Raw genomic sequence first — 16,002 nt, forward strand, 5'->3', positions numbered from 1 at the left:
GGCGCTCGGGTTCAGCGCTTGGGGTCTGTTGACGTGAACGTCCTCTTCAATATCGCCGTCGACGGACTGGCGTACGGCATGGTGCTGTTCGTCATCGCCGTCGGCCTGTCGCTCACGCTGGGGCTGATGCGCTTCGTCAACCTCAGTCACGGAGCCTTCGCCATGGTCGGCGGCTATTGCGCCGCACTGCTGGTGCGCGAGGCGCAATGGAACTTCTGGCTTGCCGTGCCCGTTGCCATTGCGCTGACCGGGCTGCTCGGCGCGACGCTCGAGGCCCTGGTGCTGAGGCACCTCTACCGCCGCAAGGAACTGGAGCAGGTGCTTTTCACCATCGGCCTGAGCTTCGTGCTGATTGCGACCACCAATGCCCTGGCGGGCCCGCAGGTCCAGCTGATTCCGCTGCCCCCGGCGCTGGCCGGCTCGGTGGACCTGGGATGGCGTACCTTGCCGGCCCAGCGCCTGCTGGTGATTGGCGCCGGTCTCGGCATTGCGGCGATGGCGGCGTGGGTGGTGGCGCGCACGCGCTTCGGCATCTGGCTGCGCGCGGCGGTGGATCACGACGGTTGCGCCTCCAGCCTGGGCATTCCGATTCGGGTCGTTCAGTGCGCGAGCTTCGCGGCCGGCGCCGCGCTCGCCGGCCTGGGTGGAATCCTTGGTGCGGAGCTGATGCCCCTGGAGCCTTACTACGCGCTCAAGTACCTGGTGCTCGTCCTCGTGGTGGTGTCCGTCGGCGGCATGGGGAGCATCGCGGGCTCGCTCGTGGCCGCCGTGGCCCTGGGCGTGATCGAAACCGCGAGCAAGTACCTCGCCTCCGACTGGGGCAGCCTGTTCTTCTTCCTCGCCATGGCCGCGCTGCTCGCCTGGCGTCCCAACGGAATATTGAAGCGATGAGCACCCACACCGTCCCTCACATGTCGCGCATGCAGGAACCCGCCGCGCCGGCGCGGCCGAAATGCGCACCCGCCTGGCGCGCCTCCGTGCTGCTGCTGGCGGCCGGCGCCTTTGCCTGCACGCTGCTGCCCGACCAGTTGGGCCTGCTGACGCGCATCTTCATCACCGCGCTGCTGGTGCTTTCGCTGGACCTGGTGGTCGGCGTGGCCGGGCTGGCCACGCTCGGGCATGCCGCTATGTTCGGTGTCGGCGCCTATGCCGCGGGCATCTTCGCCCTCAAGGTCGCGCCCGAGCCCCTGCTCGGACTGGCCGTGGGCATCGGCGCCGGCGGCGTGCTGGCCTTCGCCAGCGGCGCCTTCCTTTTGCGCTACCAGGGCTTCACCTTCCTGATGCTCACCGTCGCCGTCGCGCAGATCGTCCTCAGCCTGGCTCAGAAGGCGCGCGACTGGACCGGTGCCGACGACGGCCTCTCGGGCTTCAGCATCGCGCCCCTGTTCGGCCGCTTCGCATTCGATCTGGAGGGCAGGGTGGCCGCCTGGTATGCGCTCGCCATCCTGGTGGTCGTCTTCTACCTGCTCTGGCGGCTGGTGAACTCTCCCTTCGGGCTGACGGTGCGCGGTATCCACGAGAACCGGGCGCGCATGGCGGCGCTCGGCACACCGATCTACAGGCGATTGCTCGCCATCTACACGGTGGCCGGCGCCGTGGCAGGCGCGGCCGGAGCCTTGTCGGCCCAGACCAATGCGGTGGTCGGCCTGGACAGCCTGTCGTTCGCGCTCTCGGCGGAGCTCCTCGTCATGCTGATCCTGGGCGGTGCGGGGCGCCTGTATGGGGCCGTGATCGGCACCGTGGTCTTCACCCTGCTGCACCACACCGCGGCATCCATCAATCCCTATCACTGGCTGTTCGTCGTCGGCTTCCTGCTGATGGGCGTCGTGCTGTTGCCGCCAGCGAAGGTGGTCGCGTTCCTGCGCCGCCGGATGGGAGGCTCCCGATGAGTCTGCTTCTTGAAGTCGAAGGATTGGACAAGCGCTTCGGCGGCCTGCATGTCACGCGGTCCGTGTCCTTCCGGCTCGCTGCGGGAGACCGGCTCGCCCTCATCGGGCCCAATGGTGCCGGCAAGACCACGCTGGTGAATCAGGTCAGCGGAGTGCTGCGGTCGGACAAGGGCGGGATCCGCCTCGGCGGCAAGGACGTGACAGGGCTGAGCCAGGCCCGGCGCGTGCGCATGGGCCTGGCCCGAACGTTCCAGATCACGACGCTTGCACCGCACCTGCCGGTGCAGCGGCAGATCGAGATGGCTCTCTTCGAGCGCGAAGGCCTGAGCGCCCGCGCCTGGCGCAGCATCGACGACTATCCCCGCCTGCAGGACGAAGCGCGCGCACTGCTCGGGCGATTCGGCCTGCTGGCCCACGCCGCCACCCCGACGGAAGACCTCGCCTATGGAGAGCAGCGCCTGATCGAGATGGCGCTGGCCCTTGCGCTGCGTCCCAAGGTCCTGCTGCTGGACGAGCCCATGGCCGGCGTGCCGAAGGGCGACGGCACGCGGCTTCTCTCGGCGCTGGATGCGCTGCCGAAGGACCTCGCCGTGCTGATCATCGAGCATGACATGGACCTGGTGTTCCGCTTTGCCAACCGCATCGTCGTGCTGGCCGAAGGCGCCGTCCTGGCCGACGGCTCGCCCGATCAGATTCGCCGTGACCCCAGGGTTCGCGCAGCCTACCTCGGACATCCAGCATGAGCACACCGATCCTGAAAGTCGCTGGCCTGGTCGCCGGCTACGGCCCAACCACCGTGTTGAACGAGTTGACTCTGCAGGTTGCCGCAGGCGAGCGACTGGCCATGCTGGGCCGGAACGGCGCTGGCAAGAGCACGACGCTCCGCGCGCTGATGGGCCTGGTGCGGGTGCGCTCAGGTCGCATCGAATTCGAAGGCGAGGACATCACCGCCTTGAGCCCGCACCAGCGTGCACACCGGGGTTTGGGCTATGTACCGCAGACGCGCGACATCTTCCCTTCGCTGTCGGTCGAGGAGAACCTCGCTGCGGGAATGAAGCACCGCCCGCGCAGCGCCATCGACGAGGCCTACGCGCTCTTCCCGCGGCTGGCCGAGCGACGACGTAACGCAGGCACGCAGTTGTCCGGCGGCGAGCAGCAGATGCTCTCGGTGGCACGTGCCCTGCTCGGGCAGCCGAGGCTGATCCTGCTCGACGAGCCGCTCGAAGGCCTCGCGCCGTTGATCCGCCAGGAACTGCTGCGCGCCTTCCAGGAGATGAGCAGGCAAACCGGTATTGCGGTCGTCATCGTGGAGCAGCAGGTGGACGAGGCGCTTCGCTACGCGGAGCGTGCCGTCATCCTCGACCACGGCACCGTCGTGCACGAAGCCGCGGCAGATGCACTCATCCATGACACCGAGGCATTGGACCGCTGGGTCGGCATCGCCGTCCATTGACGCGAGTCGGTCCTGCCCCCCAACGCTCATCCCTGCAAACAGGCTTTCTCCAGGAGAACTTTCATGAACACAGCCACGATCAAAGTCCACGACGCCACGGGGACCCCGCGCAGCAGCTTTCCGCTCGACCGCTGGTACGTCGCCGCCTTCTCATCCGACATCCGGGACAAGCCCGTCGGGCGCACCCTTCTCAATCAGAAGGTGGTGCTCTTTCGCACGGGCAACGGGCAGATCGCGGCGCTGGAAGACCGCTGCTGCCATCGGTCGCTGCCGCTGTCCTGCGGCACGGTGGAAGCCGAGGGCGTGCGCTGCGGCTACCACGGCATGCTCTATGCGCCAAGCGGGCAGTGCCTGGAAATCCCCGGGCAGGAGCGCGTGCCGTCCAAGGCCTGCGTCAGGCCCTACCACGTCGCGGAGAAGAACCAGATCGTCTGGATCTGGATGCCGAGCGTCGCCGGCGCGGCGCCTTCGGAGGAACCGCCCGTCTATTCTCCCCACGACGATCCGCGCTACCGCTTCGGCAGCGGCATGTATCACTACAACTCTCCGTGGCAGTTGATCCATGACAACCTGCTGGACCTCAGCCATCTCGGCTACGTGCATCTCAAGACCATCGGCGGCGATGCCCATCTGCACATGAATGCCGCGATGAAGGTCACCCAGGATGGAGATTCCGTGAAAGTGGTGCGACTGATGCCCGGCTCGACGCCGCCGCCGACGTACCGCGCCGCCTGGCCGTTCGGAGACAAGTGCGATCGCTGGCAGGAAATCGTCTTTCGCGTTTCTCACCTCGAGATCTGGACGGGCGCGATCGAGCCCGGTACGGATTCCATCGAGAACCCCGATCGCGGTGGCTTTCACATGCGGGGCTTTCACGGCATCACGCCCGAAACCGAGACCACCTGCCACTACTTCTGGAGCATGGCCAGCAACCGGCATCCGGAGCGCGACGACAACTTCGAGACCGTGGTCGAGCAGACGGAGTTCACCTTTGACGAGGACCGCGGCGTGATCGAAGCCCAGTACCGGAACATGCTCCAGTTCGGTGACCGCGCGACATGGCTCGACATCCACGTCGATGCCGGTGCGAATCGTGCGCGCCGGATCGTCGAGCGCCTCACTACCCAGTCGCTGGCATGAGCGCGGGAAGGATCTACCGATGACGAAGGAATCCGCGGGACATCTGCGCGTCAGGGTCGCAGCCAAGCAAGAGGAGGCCAGGGAGATCGTCAGTTTCGAACTGGTGCCCTGCGACGGTGAAAGCCTCCCGGCCTTCGCGGCCGGTGCCCATATCGACGTACATGTGGGCGATGGCCTCGTGCGACAGTATTCCCTCTGCAACGACCCGTCGGAAACGCATCGCTATCTCATCGCCGTGCTGAAGGAGCCTTCGTCGCGCGGCGGATCAAAAGCGATGCACGAGACGATCGAGGTGGGTGTTTCGCTGATGATCAGCGAACCCAAGAACCACTTTCAGCTTGCTGCTGGCGCCGGGCGCCATCTGCTGCTGGCAGGCGGCATTGGCGTGACGCCGATCCTGTGCATGGCGGAGAGCCTGGCGGCCCAAGGCGCCGAGTTCGAGATGCACTTCTGCACCCGCTCGGCGGAACGCACCGCCTTCAGGGGGCGCATTGCCAAGTCACGCTTTGCAGGCAGCGTCCATTTCCACAGCGACGACTGTCTGGTGGGCCAAAGGTTCGACATCCAGGGCCGGCTGGCGTGTCCTCAGCCTCGGGAGCACTTGTATGTCTGCGGGCCGAAGGGCTTCATGGACGCTGTTCTTTCGGCCGCCCGCGCCAATGGCTGGCCGGAGTCGCAGTTGCACTACGAGTTCTTTGCCAACGAGCTCGGGCAATCCAGCGGCGACCAAGGCTTCGAGGTCGAATTGGCGAGATCGGGCCGCGTCATCGCGGTTCGCAAGGACCAGACCGCGCTGCAGGCGCTGATGGACGCGGGCATCGAGGTTGAGAGTTCCTGCGAACAGGGAGTCTGCGGCACGTGCGCGACGCGCGTAATCAGCGGCATTCCCGATCATAGAGATCTCTATTTCACATCGGAAGAACACGCGGCCAACGACCAGTTCACGCCTTGCTGCTCGCGCGCCAGATCGGACCGCCTGGTGCTGGATCTCTAGCAGCGAGTGCGCACGCCGCCGGCGTGCTTGGGATCCTGCGGTTGCTGCAGGTAGGGCGCCACGAAGGTCCGCAGAGCGCCAGTTTGCAGTCCTCCGCGCGTGCCTGCCCAATAGATCGCTTTCGCTGCACAGTGGCACGAGCCACATTGCGCTTTCGGTGGCGTAGTGAACGGTGGGCAATTGACGAATCCGAGGTATGCCGGCTCGACCTGGCGTACACGCTGGTCCCAGGGTGTCAGGTTCGCCCAGAGTCACGCCGGCGGCCGTCCCGAGTGTTTTGCCCCCGGCTGTTGCCGAGCTTGGCAATCACGCGCCAGCGCCTCCATCCACGTCGAGTGATACACCCGTGACAAAGCTGGCGTCGGGGCTCGCGAGAAACGCCACCGCCGCAGCGATCTCTTCGGGCCGGCCATACCGCCCGAGGGGAATGGCGGCCTTTTGCACGGCCGCGAAGTCGCCATCCTGCGGGTTCATCTCGGTGTCGACCGAGCCCGGCTGCACGGTGTTGACAGTGATGCCGCGCGGAGCAAGATCGCGCGCCCAGCCGCGGGTGTAGGCAGACACCGCGGCCTTCGTCGCCGAATAGTCGGCCACGCCCGGCCAGGGCGTGCGATCGGCTGCACCGGAGCCGATCGAGATGATGCGACCGTGATCGCTGATGAGTGGTACTGCCGCGCGCACGGCTGCGGCCACGCCGCCGACGTTGATGGCGAACTGGCGGTCGAAGGACGCGACGTCGCTATCGGGCGCACCGACCTGGCCGACCACGAACACGCCTGCGTTGTTGACAAGAATGTCCAGCCTGCCGAAGTGGCGCGCCGCACTGTTCACCAGCGCCTCGACCTGTCGCGGGTCTGCCTGGTCTGCCTGGAAAGCTGCGGCGCGCACGCCTGCCTCCTTCAGTTCCTTGACCAGCGACTCGGCGCGGTCGGCGGAGGTTGAATAGCTGATGGCGACATCGGCGCCATCGTGCGCCAAGCGGCGGGCGATGGCGGCACCGATGCCGCGTGAACCGCCTGTGATGAGGGCGACTTTGTTGGCGAGGGGCTTGGACATGCTGTTCTCTGAGAAGGTGAGTGGTGATGGGTCGAGAAGTGAGGGATCGCAGCCTGCGTCGATCAAGAGATGCTCAAGGCACGCTGCGTGTTTCCTGTTGCACTCGCTGTCGAATCGACAGCGAGGTTCGGTGCATGGTGAGGCTGGGGTACTACGCCGCCAAAGCTTCTGCGGCCACGATGTTCGTGGCGACGTCGATGTTGCCGTGCACGGCCTTCGAGTAAGGGCACATGTCATGCGCAGCATGCGCAATGGCTTCCGCCACGTGGGGCGCGACGCCCGGCATGCGTACATCGATCCGGGCCTGGATGAAGTACGCATCGCCGGTCTGGCCGAGGTCCACTTCGATGTCGACTGACATGTCTGAGGGCAGCGCCACCTTCTTCGCCTTGGCTGCGACGCCCAGGGCGCCGGTGTAGCAGGCCGACCAGGCTCCGGCGAACAACTGCTCGGCCGTCGGGTGCAGCTGGATCGCCTTGAGCATGATTTCATTGCCGGACTTGCCGGGCGTGGACATCTGGATGTCGACGCGTTCATCGCCGCGCGGGGCACCCTCGCGGCGGCTGGCCGTCGTATGAGTCTTGCCCGTCAGCAGCACGGTTTGGATCTTGGTGGTCATTTCGGATTCCTTTTCGGTTTGGTTCGCCCTGTGGTTTGAGCGCAGACGCAAGGGTTGCGTTGTGCGCCATGGGCATCGCGATAGGGCTTGAATCGCTTGCCGGAAACGGGTGGAAGGTGGCGGAACGCCAGGAGGTCGGTGGCGATGGCATGAAGTGTCGGACCGGCCCTCGGGATGACCAAGATGGTGGGCGGGACATGTTTATTTCCGGTTAGCCAATAATCCGGCGATGGACCAAATCGCAGCCATGCGCGTGTTCGCCCGGGTTGTAGAAGCCGGCACCTTCACGCGGGCGGCCGACTTGCTGCAAATGCCAAAGCCCAGCGTGACAAAGCTGGTCCAGCAACTGGAGAGCCACTTGCGTGTGAAGCTGCTGCAGCGCACGACGCGCCGTGTCACGGTGACACCGGAGGGTGCTGCCTACTACGAGCGAATTTCGCGAGTGCTGGCCGACATCGACGACATAGAGGCCGATGTCACGAATGCGCAAGCCAGCCCCAGAGGCCGTCTGCGTGTGGACATCGGCTCGTCGCTGGCCAACCGAATCCTGATTCCCATGCTGCCGGCGTTCCACAGGCGCTACCCGGACATCCTTCTCGAGCTCGGCGTGAGCGACCGGCCAGTCCACCTGATCGGCGAAGGGGTGGATTGCGTGCTCCGCGGCGGCGTGTTGAGCGATCCGTCGCTGGTGGCGCGCCGCGTCGCGCAGATGCCCTACATGACCTGCGCAACGCCCGATTACCTGAAGCGCCACGGTACGCCCAGGACGCCGACTGACCTGCTCGAAGGGCACCGGGTGGTGAGCTATTTCTTATCGGGCACCGGACGTTACGTTCCGCCGCGCTACGAGCATGGCCACGAGCAAATCGAGATCAACGGGCGTGCCGTCATCGCAGTCAACGAAAGCACGGCCCACCTGACGGCGCTGCTGACCGGGCTCGGCGTGGCGCAGACCTTCGCCTTCATGGCCCAGCCGTACGTCGAGAGCGGGGCACTGGTCGAGTTGCTGACCGATTGGGAGCCGGCACCGATGGTCGTGTCGGTGGCCTACCCGTCCAGCCGGCACATGAGCGCCAAGCTGCGTGCCTTTGTCGACTGGACGGTGGAAGCGTTCGCGCCATACGGTTCCGTCGATGGAAGGTGAGACGACACAAACGCCATCGTCGAGGTATCGAGCCCATCGAGCGTGCGCCCCGCCGCGCCTCCCGCGCGTGTTCATCGCCGGCGACGCCTGCCACACGCACTCGGCGAAGGCCCGCATGGCATCACGGGCAACAGGGACTTGTGTCGCAGCACCTCCCGCGAGAGACTGAACGTCCCGTATGGAGGATTTCCATGGCCACTCCCGACGAACTCCAAGCGACCATCGACGCGCTCGTTCAGAAAGGCAAGGGGGTTCTGGCCGCCGACGAAAGCGGACCGACCATCGCCAAGCGATTCAAGACGATCGGCGTGGAATCGACCGAGGAGAACCGGCGCGCTTATCGCAGCCTGTTGCTGGCGACGCCGGACCTTGGCCGGTACATCAGCGGCGTCATCCTGTACGAAGAGACGCTGAACCACCGCGCGGACGATGGCGAGCCGCTGCCGCAGTTGGCAGTGCGACAAGGGATCGTGCCCGGCATCAAGGTCGATGCGGGAAAGATCCCGCTCGCGTTGGCACCCGGCGACGAGATCACGCAAGGCCTCGATGGGCTCGCCGAACGTCTCAAGGGCTACAAGCAGCAAGGCGCGCGATTCGCTAAATGGCGCGCCGTCTACAACGTCTCCGACACCTTGCCAAGCCGCGCCGCGATCGAAGCCAACGCGGAAGCGCTTGCTCGCTACGCCGCGGTATCGCAGGAGCAGGGCATGGTGCCGATCGTCGAGCCCGAGGTGCTGATCGACGGCGATCACACGCTGGCGCGCTGCGCGGAGGTGACGCAGGCCGTTTTGCACGAGGTCTTCCGCGCCCTGACTCGCCATCGGGTGGCGTTCGAACACATGTTGCTCAAGCCCAGTATGGTGGTGCCGGGCAAGGCGAACGCCTTACAGGCAACGCCCGAGGAAGTGGCTTCGGAAACGATCCGCGTGCTGCGCAGGGCGGTGCCAGCGGCGGTCCCGAGCATCAACTTCCTGTCCGGCGGACAGTCTCCTGTCGAGGCGACGGCCAATCTGGATGCGCTGAACCGACAGGGCCTACAGCCGTGGCAGCTGAGCTTCTCCTATGGACGCGCGCTTCAGGAGCCTGCGCTGCACGCCTGGTGTGGCCGGCCCGCCAACGTGCGGCAAGCGCAGGAGGCGCTGCTCAAGCGCGCACGACTGAATGGTGCGGCCAGCGTGGGTGCGTACGGTGCGGACATGGAAAATGCCGGCGATTGATCCCGCAAACGGGCCTGAGCCGCACCGGCGTCTTTGACATCTGCAAGCGTCGCGAGGCGCCAGCGCGACGGACCCTTTACCACACGATCGCGGGCAAAAAAGGGAACTGCGTCACAGACCGCGCCCTCCATTTGGAGGATTCACAAGCCCGACCGCGCCGCGCAAAGTACGGCCTTCACGACTCAGGAGCGGGCAATGGAATCAGCGATCTTCAGCCTTGGCGCACTGGCTGTCCTGGTGACGGTCGGCTGGGTCATCGACCTCGTCGTGCACCGCGAGCCGCCAACGCGCATGGAGCGGCTGATGGCTTCGCAGATCCAGCGTTCGACGGCCGTGATTCGAGGCGGGCAGGAAGCCTGACGAGAGTCGCTCGGGCGCCCGGCCGGAGGCTTCGGCGCCCACGTGTGGGGGAGGCCCAGGCCGATCCCGATCATCGCCAGCAGGAAGCCCGGAACGATCATCAGGTTCGAGCGATATCGGTTGAACGAGGCCGATGAGGCTTGCGCCGTGTCGTCCGGTCCGGCGTGCACCTCGGCAAGTCTCGAGCCCCGCTACGGCACCGCGACATAGAATCGCCGGCCTCCCCGGAAGCGTTGCATGACCAAGCGTTCACTCAAGACCCCCAAGCGTTCTTCGACGCCTTTCGTGCGCGTTGGACCGAGTGGCGTGCATGGGCTTGGCGCCTTTGCGACCTGCTCGCTTCCTCCCGATGCCGTGCTGGGGCTCTACGAAGGGCGCCGCTACACCCCCGCGGAGGTGGCGGCCAAGGACTGGAACGACCAGCTCACCTATCTTTTCTGCCTCACGAACGAAGAGATGATCGATGGCGCCAAGGGTGGCAATGCCACGCGTCACTTCAACCATGCGTGCGAGCCGAACTGCGAGGCGATCGAGGAGTACGACGAGGCGGGCGAACTGGTCGTGAAGTTCGTGACCCTGGAGCCGATCGCTGCGGGCGAAGAGCTTTTCATCGACTACAACCTCACGGCCGCCGACGATGCGCAGGCATCCGACTACCCCTGCCACTGCGGTTCGGCCAATTGCCGCGGGACCATGCTGGTGACCGAAGCAGGCGAGGTGGGCGATCGGGAAGAGGCGCCATGGCGCGAGGAAGAAGCCGGGGCGATCGTCGCCTGAATTCCGGGCGGACAGGTCGGGCCGGGCACGTCTCGACGGCTCCTCATTCGTGTGCACGAGCCTGCACTGCCGTGTGGTTGCAAGGTGCTGCCAATGCGCTCATGATGAGATCCCTGCGAAATCCTTTCTCCAAGGTCGACCACCGACCTCTTGCCCCGACCGGTGACGGCCGGGGCTTTTTCGTGTCGCCGGCCGTCGAGCCCGGCGAACAACCGTCTGCTGCCGTCGAGCATTCCTCCGTGGCGCTTTGAAGCGCATACTTTCGGCCAGCCCCTCACGCGCGCGAGGAGACGACAAAGATGACTTCGCTGGAATCTCTTCGCTTGTACGTGCCCGAGCCGACCGGGCGCCCGGGTCACGAGACCGACTTCTCCTACCTGCACCTGTCGCCCGCCGGCGCTGTGCGCAAGCCGGCGATCGACGCGACACCGGTCGACACCGCGGACCTGGCTTTTACCCTGGTGCGCGTGCTCGACGAGGACGGCCGCGCCGTCGGCCCGTGGGCGCCCGAGCCCGATGTGCCGCTTCTCCAGCGCGGCCTGCGCGCGATGATGAAGACGCGAGCCTTCGACGCGAAGATGTTGATCGCGCAGCGGCAGAAGAAGATTTCCTTCTACATCCAGTGTCTCGGCGAGGAGGCGATCGCGACCGCCCATGCGTTCGCCATCCAGCCCGGCGACATGTGTTTTCCGACCTACCGCCAGCAGGGCCTGCTGCTGGCGCGCGAGGACATTCCGATGGTGGAGCTCATCTGCCAGTTGATGAGCAACGGACGCGACCCCATGCGGGGGCGCCAACTCCCGGTGATGTATTCGTACAAGCGCGCCGGGTTCTTCTCGATCAGCGGCAACCTGGCCACGCAGTTCATCCAGGCAGTCGGGTGGGCCATGGCCTCGGCGATCAAGGGCGACACGAAGATCGCGTCGGCGTGGATAGGCGACGGCGCCACGGCCGAATCGGACTTTCACACGGCGCTCACCTTCGCGCATGTCTATCGCGCGCCGGTGATCCTCAACGTCGTCAACAACCAGTGGGCGATCTCGACCTTCCAGGCCATCGCGGGGGGAGAGGCGACGACTTTCGCGGCACGCGGCGTCGGCTGTGGCATCGCGTCGCTGCGTGTCGATGGCAATGATTTCCTCGCGGTGCTCGCCGCGTCGCGCTGGGCGGCGGCGCGGGCGCGCAGCAATCTCGGTCCCACGCTGATCGAGTGGGTCACCTACCGGGCCGGGGCGCACTCGACGTCGGACGACCCCGCGCGTTATCGGCCGGCGGACGACTGGCAGCATTTCCCGCTGGGCGATCCGATCGCCCGGCTGAAGCAGCATCTGGTGGGCCTGGATGCCTGGTCCGACGATGAGCACCGGCGCACGCAGGAGCAGCTAGAGGCCGAGGTGGCCGCCGCGATGAAGGAGGCCGAGTCCTACGGCGGCACGCTGATCGACGGCCATGTCCCGCCGCTGGAGTCGATGTTCGAGGACGTCTACAAGGACATGCCGCCCCACCTCCACGAGCAGATGCGGCAGGCGCAGACATGAAATTCACCCCCAGCCTTGCCCGCTCCGCGGGGTTCGGACGCCGCTGACATGGCCCGCATGACGATGGTCCAGGCCCTGCGCTCGGCGATGGACGTGATGCTCGAGCGCGATCCGGACGTCGTGATCTACGGACAGGACGTCGGCTACTTCGGCGGTGTCTTCCGCTGTACCGAAGGGCTGCAGGCGAAATACGGCCGCTCGCGCGTCTTCGATGCACCGATCTCCGAGGGCGGCATCGTCGGCTCGGCGATCGGCATGGCCGCCTATGGACTGCGTCCGGTGGTCGAGGTGCAGTTCGCGGACTACTTCTACCCGGCGTCGGACCAGATCGTCTCGGAGGCGGCGCGGCTGCGCTATCGCTCGGCCGGCGACTTCTCGGCGCCGATCACGATCCGCATGCCCTGCGGCGGCGGCATCTACGGCGGGCAGACGCACAGCCAGAGTCCGGAGGCGCTGTTCACGCATGTCTGCGGCCTGCGCACGGTGATGCCGAGCAATCCCTACGATGCCAAGGGCCTGCTGATCGCGTCGATCGAGAACGACGACCCGGTGATCTTTCTCGAACCCAAGCGGCTCTACAACGGCCCGTTCGACGGCCACCACGACCGGCCGCTGGTTCCGTGGTCTCAACATCCATCGGGGGAAGTGCCCGAAGGCCACTACACTGTGCCGCTCGACACGGCCAAGGTGCTGCGCTCCGGCGCGGATCTGACGGTGCTGGCCTACGGGACGATGGTGTTCGTCTGCGAAGCGGCCGCGGCCGAGAGCGGGGTGGATGCCGAGATCATCGACCTGCGTAGCATCTGGCCGCTGGACCTGCCGGCGATCGTCGCCTCCGTCAGGAAGACGGGCCGTTGCGTCGTCGTCCATGAAGCCACGCGCACCAGCGGCTTCGGCGCGGAACTCGTCGCGCTGGTGCAGGAGCATTGCTTCTATCACCTGGAGGCGCCCATCGAACGCGTGACCGGCTGGGACACGCCCTATCCGCATGCGCTGGAATGGGCCTATTTCCCCGGCCCAGCGCGCGTGGCTGCAGCGTTCAGGCGAGCGATGGAGACCTGACATGTCCGGCAGCATCCATGTGATCAAGGTGCCCGACGTGGGCGAAGGCATCGCGGAGGTCGAACTCGTGGCCTGGCACGTCCAGCCCGGCGATGCGGTCGTCGAGGACCAGGGGCTGGCCGACGTGATGACCGACAAGGCCAACGTCGAGATCCCTTCGCCGGTCGCCGGCCGCGTGATCGCGCTCGGCGGAGAAGTCGGACAGACCCTGGCCGTGGGCTCCGAACTGATCCGTATCGAGCGGTCGGGCGACGGGGCGCCGGCGCCCGGGTCCGCGCGCGCGGCCTTGCCACCCTCGTCCGTGGCGGAGCGCGTTGCGGAGCCGAAGGCGCCGAAGACGCCGTCGGCGCCGTTGGCGCCGTCGTCCCCGCGGGCCGCGGAGGATCGTCCGATCGCTTCGCCGGCAGTGCGCCGGCGGGCCTGGGAACTCGGCGTCGATCTGAAGGACGTCGTGCCCAGCGGAACCGCCGGCCGCATCGTGCACGCGGATCTGGACGCGCACGTCGCCGCGCATGGCGCCCGTCCGCCGAGCCGCGCGCCCGGCGCCGCGAACGCCGAGCGCGACGAAGAGCAGGCCGTCCCCGTCATCGGCCTGCGCCGCCGCATCGCGCTGCAGATGCAGGAGTCGAAGCGGCGCATCCCGCATTTCAGCTACGTCGAGGAGATCGACGTCACCGAGATCGAGGCCCTGCGATCGGCGCTCAACGCGAAATGGAGCGCCGAGCGCGGGCACCTGACCCTGCTGCCTCTGCTGATGCGGGCGACCGTGCTGGCGGTGCGCGAATTCCCGCAGATCAATGCCCGCTTCGACGATGAAGCGGGCATCGTCACACGGCACGGCGCGGTACACATCGGCGTCGCGACGCAGACTCCGAACGGCCTGGTCGTGCCGGTGGTCCGGCACGTCGAGGCGAAGGACCTGTGGGCCACGGCTTCAGACATGGCACGCCTGGTCGAAGCCGCGAGGGCAGGCCGCGCCACGCGCGCGGAGCTCAGCGGCTCGACGATCACAATCAGCAGCCTCGGCGCGCTCGGCGGCATCGTCTCGACACCGGTGATCAACCGGCCCGAGGTGGCGATCGTCGCGGTCAACCGGATCGTGGAACGTCCGGTCTGGCGCGGCGGCGCCGTCGTGCCGCGCCGGATGATGAACCTGTCTTCCTCGTTCGACCATCGCGTCGTCGACGGCATGGACGCCGCCCGGTTCGTGCAGGCCATGCGCGCGGTGATCGAAGGCCCGGCGCTGCTGTTCGTCGAGTAGCGAAAAGGACGTCTCCGGCGCGCGCATTGCTTGACCTGGCGCAAAGCGCACGCCGGCCGGACGATCAAGATGGCGGCAGGGGTCGTCCGGCATGTCCACCTGGAAGGCGCGAATGCGAGGGATGCCTCCAAGGAGCCCTTCATGAGCAATACCCTGGTGGTTTTCTATTCGTACAGCGGCACATGTCGCCGCGTCGCGCAGTTGCTCGCGTCGCATCACGGCTGGGCGCTCGGCGAGATCCGCGACGCGCGCCCGCGCTCGGGATTCACGGGCGATCTGCGCTGCCTGCTCGATTCGCTGCTGCGGCGCTGGCCCGCCATCCGCTACGAAGGACCCGCGCCCGCCGACTTCGATGCGGTCGTCATCGTGTCCCCGATCTGGGCCGCGCAGATGGCGGGCCCGATGCGCACTTTTCTGGCCGAGAACGCCGGTCAACTGCGGCGTGTCGCGCAGATCACGGTCATGAACGCGACCAGTGCGGCGAACGCCGTGTCGGAAGCCACCCGGCTGCTTCAGCGCCCGCCGGTACTGACGACCGAACTGCTGACGCACGACATCGAGGACGGCAGCGCGACGAAGGAGTTGCTCGCCTTCGGCGACGCACTGGCGTCGGCTGCGCTCCTGCCGCCGAGCGATCGCGAAGCGGCCGGCGCGCCGCCAGGGAACCGGCCGAATCTGCCGGCGGCGTCGGTCTGATCCGGCGTTCCTGCCTTCCGGTGAGGGCGAGCGGCGCCAGCGCAGTCAGACCTGGGCCATGCCCCCGTCGACGAACAGCTCGATGCCATTGATGAAGCTGGCGGCGTCGGAGGCCAGGAAGGCCACGGCCTTGCCGATCTCGCCGGGCTCGCCCAGCCGGCCCAGCGGCACCTGCGACGCGAGGAAATCGAACAGCCCCTGGCGCGCCTCATCGGGCACCAGATCGCCCAGGCCCGGCGTGCGGACGGGGCCGGGGCTTACCGCGTTGACGCGGATCGCGCGATCCTTCAGGTCCAAAGCCCAGGAGCGCGCGAAGTTGCGCACCGCCGCCTTGCTGGCGCTGTAGACACTGAAGTTGGCCGTGCCCTGGATGGACGTGGTGGACGAGGTGAGGATCACCGACGCACCCTTGCTCAGCAGCGGCAGCGCCTTCTGCACCGTGAAGAGCACGCCGCGCACATTGGTGCCGAAGATGCGATCGAAATGCTCTTCGGTGATGGCGCCCAGCGGCATCATGTCGCCGCCGCCGGCATTGGCGAAGAGGATGTCCAGCCGACCGGCCGTCTTCGCGATGCGGGCATAGACCGCATCGAGGTCCGACAGCACCGAAGCATCGGCGCGCAGCGCCGTCGCCGATGAACCGATCTGCGCGACCGCTGCGTCCAGTTCCGCCTGGCGCCGCCCGGTGATGAAGACCCTGGCGCCCTGGGCCGCCAGTTCCTTGGCGGCACCCAGGCCGATGCCGCTGCTGCCACCGGTGACCAGGGCGATCTTGCCTTCGAGTTGCTTGTTCATG

17 protein-coding genes are annotated in these 16,002 nt (G+C 66.8%); 14 read left to right on the plus strand and 3 right to left on the minus strand.

Annotated features, from left to right (window positions below):
* Positions 1 to 33 precede the first annotated feature (33 nt).
* The 6 genes from WKW77_RS04445 to WKW77_RS04470 all read left to right on the plus strand — a co-directional run bounded on the left by WKW77_RS04445 (position 34) and on the right by WKW77_RS04470 (position 5,476).
* Positions 34 to 891 (plus strand): branched-chain amino acid ABC transporter permease, encoded by an 858-nt coding sequence (locus WKW77_RS04445; protein ID WP_340355630.1) that lies wholly within the window; start codon positions 34 to 36, stop codon positions 889 to 891.
* Entirely contained in the window at positions 888 to 1,889 is a 1,002-nt protein-coding gene (locus WKW77_RS04450; RefSeq protein ID WP_340355631.1) for a branched-chain amino acid ABC transporter permease, read from the plus strand. Before WKW77_RS04445 ends, WKW77_RS04450 begins: the two co-directional genes overlap by 4 nt.
* Entirely contained in the window at positions 1,886 to 2,632 is a 747-nt protein-coding gene (locus WKW77_RS04455) for an ABC transporter ATP-binding protein (RefSeq protein WP_340355632.1), read from the plus strand. The genes WKW77_RS04450 and WKW77_RS04455 overlap by 4 nt, the downstream gene beginning before the upstream one ends.
* Positions 2,629 to 3,342: an ABC transporter ATP-binding protein gene (locus WKW77_RS04460; RefSeq protein WP_340355633.1), complete on the plus strand. Its 714-nt coding sequence runs from the start codon at positions 2,629 to 2,631 to the stop codon at positions 3,340 to 3,342. Before WKW77_RS04455 ends, WKW77_RS04460 begins: the two co-directional genes overlap by 4 nt.
* 63 nt (positions 3,343 to 3,405) lie before the next feature.
* Positions 3,406 to 4,482: a Rieske 2Fe-2S domain-containing protein gene (locus WKW77_RS04465; protein ID WP_340355634.1), complete on the plus strand. Its 1,077-nt coding sequence runs from the start codon at positions 3,406 to 3,408 to the stop codon at positions 4,480 to 4,482.
* A gap of 19 nt (positions 4,483 to 4,501) precedes the next feature.
* On the plus strand, positions 4,502 to 5,476 hold the full coding sequence (locus WKW77_RS04470) for a PDR/VanB family oxidoreductase (protein WP_340355635.1): 975 nt from the start codon (positions 4,502 to 4,504) through the stop codon (positions 5,474 to 5,476).
* A 306-nt stretch (positions 5,477 to 5,782) separates the two neighbouring features.
* Here WKW77_RS04470 and WKW77_RS04475 read toward each other — a convergent pair whose 3' ends face one another.
* Positions 5,783 to 6,532, minus strand: a complete 750-nt coding sequence (locus tag WKW77_RS04475; RefSeq protein WP_340355636.1) for an SDR family NAD(P)-dependent oxidoreductase — start codon at positions 6,530 to 6,532, stop codon at positions 5,783 to 5,785.
* Between the two features lie 151 nt (positions 6,533 to 6,683).
* Positions 6,684 to 7,151 (minus strand): Ohr family peroxiredoxin, encoded by a 468-nt coding sequence (locus WKW77_RS04480; RefSeq protein WP_340355637.1) that lies wholly within the window; start codon positions 7,149 to 7,151, stop codon positions 6,684 to 6,686.
* Between the two features lie 229 nt (positions 7,152 to 7,380).
* On the opposite strand from WKW77_RS04480, the gene WKW77_RS04485 reads away from it, so the two are divergent.
* From WKW77_RS04485 to WKW77_RS04520, 8 genes are all read left to right on the plus strand, one after another.
* Positions 7,381 to 8,295, plus strand: coding sequence for a LysR family transcriptional regulator (locus WKW77_RS04485; protein ID WP_340355638.1), 915 nt, complete (start codon positions 7,381 to 7,383; stop codon positions 8,293 to 8,295).
* Between the two features lie 191 nt (positions 8,296 to 8,486).
* Positions 8,487 to 9,512, plus strand: coding sequence for a class I fructose-bisphosphate aldolase (locus tag WKW77_RS04490; protein ID WP_340355639.1), 1,026 nt, complete (start codon positions 8,487 to 8,489; stop codon positions 9,510 to 9,512).
* 195 nt (positions 9,513 to 9,707) lie between these two features.
* Positions 9,708 to 9,872 carry a hypothetical protein gene (locus WKW77_RS04495; RefSeq protein WP_340355640.1) on the plus strand — a complete coding sequence of 55 codons (165 nt, stop codon included), beginning with the start codon at positions 9,708 to 9,710 and terminating at the stop codon, positions 9,870 to 9,872.
* A gap of 237 nt (positions 9,873 to 10,109) precedes the next feature.
* Complete coding sequence (locus WKW77_RS04500) at positions 10,110 to 10,649, plus strand: SET domain-containing protein (protein WP_340355641.1); 540 nt, start codon at positions 10,110 to 10,112, stop codon at positions 10,647 to 10,649.
* Positions 10,650 to 10,948: 299 nt separating this feature from the next.
* Positions 10,949 to 12,187 (plus strand): 3-methyl-2-oxobutanoate dehydrogenase (2-methylpropanoyl-transferring) subunit alpha, encoded by a 1,239-nt coding sequence (locus WKW77_RS04505; RefSeq protein ID WP_340355642.1) that lies wholly within the window; start codon positions 10,949 to 10,951, stop codon positions 12,185 to 12,187.
* A 48-nt stretch (positions 12,188 to 12,235) separates the two neighbouring features.
* Complete coding sequence (locus tag WKW77_RS04510) at positions 12,236 to 13,249, plus strand: alpha-ketoacid dehydrogenase subunit beta (RefSeq protein ID WP_340355644.1); 1,014 nt, start codon at positions 12,236 to 12,238, stop codon at positions 13,247 to 13,249.
* Position 13,250: 1 nt separating this feature from the next.
* Complete coding sequence (locus WKW77_RS04515; RefSeq protein WP_340355645.1) at positions 13,251 to 14,510, plus strand: dihydrolipoamide acetyltransferase family protein; 1,260 nt, start codon at positions 13,251 to 13,253, stop codon at positions 14,508 to 14,510.
* A 141-nt stretch (positions 14,511 to 14,651) separates the two neighbouring features.
* The gene (locus WKW77_RS04520; RefSeq protein ID WP_340355646.1) at positions 14,652 to 15,206 is read left to right on the plus strand and encodes a flavodoxin family protein; all 555 of its coding nucleotides are present in this window, start codon (positions 14,652 to 14,654) and stop codon (positions 15,204 to 15,206) included.
* Between the two features lie 45 nt (positions 15,207 to 15,251).
* On the opposite strand, the gene WKW77_RS04525 is transcribed toward WKW77_RS04520, so the two are convergent.
* Complete coding sequence (locus WKW77_RS04525) at positions 15,252 to 16,001, minus strand: SDR family NAD(P)-dependent oxidoreductase (RefSeq protein ID WP_340355647.1); 750 nt, start codon at positions 15,999 to 16,001, stop codon at positions 15,252 to 15,254.
* Position 16,002 lies beyond the last annotated feature (1 nt).

The sequence above is a fragment of the Variovorax ureilyticus genome (genome assembly GCF_037889935.1).
Taxonomy (GTDB): domain Bacteria; phylum Pseudomonadota; class Gammaproteobacteria; order Burkholderiales; family Burkholderiaceae_C; genus Variovorax; species Variovorax ureilyticus.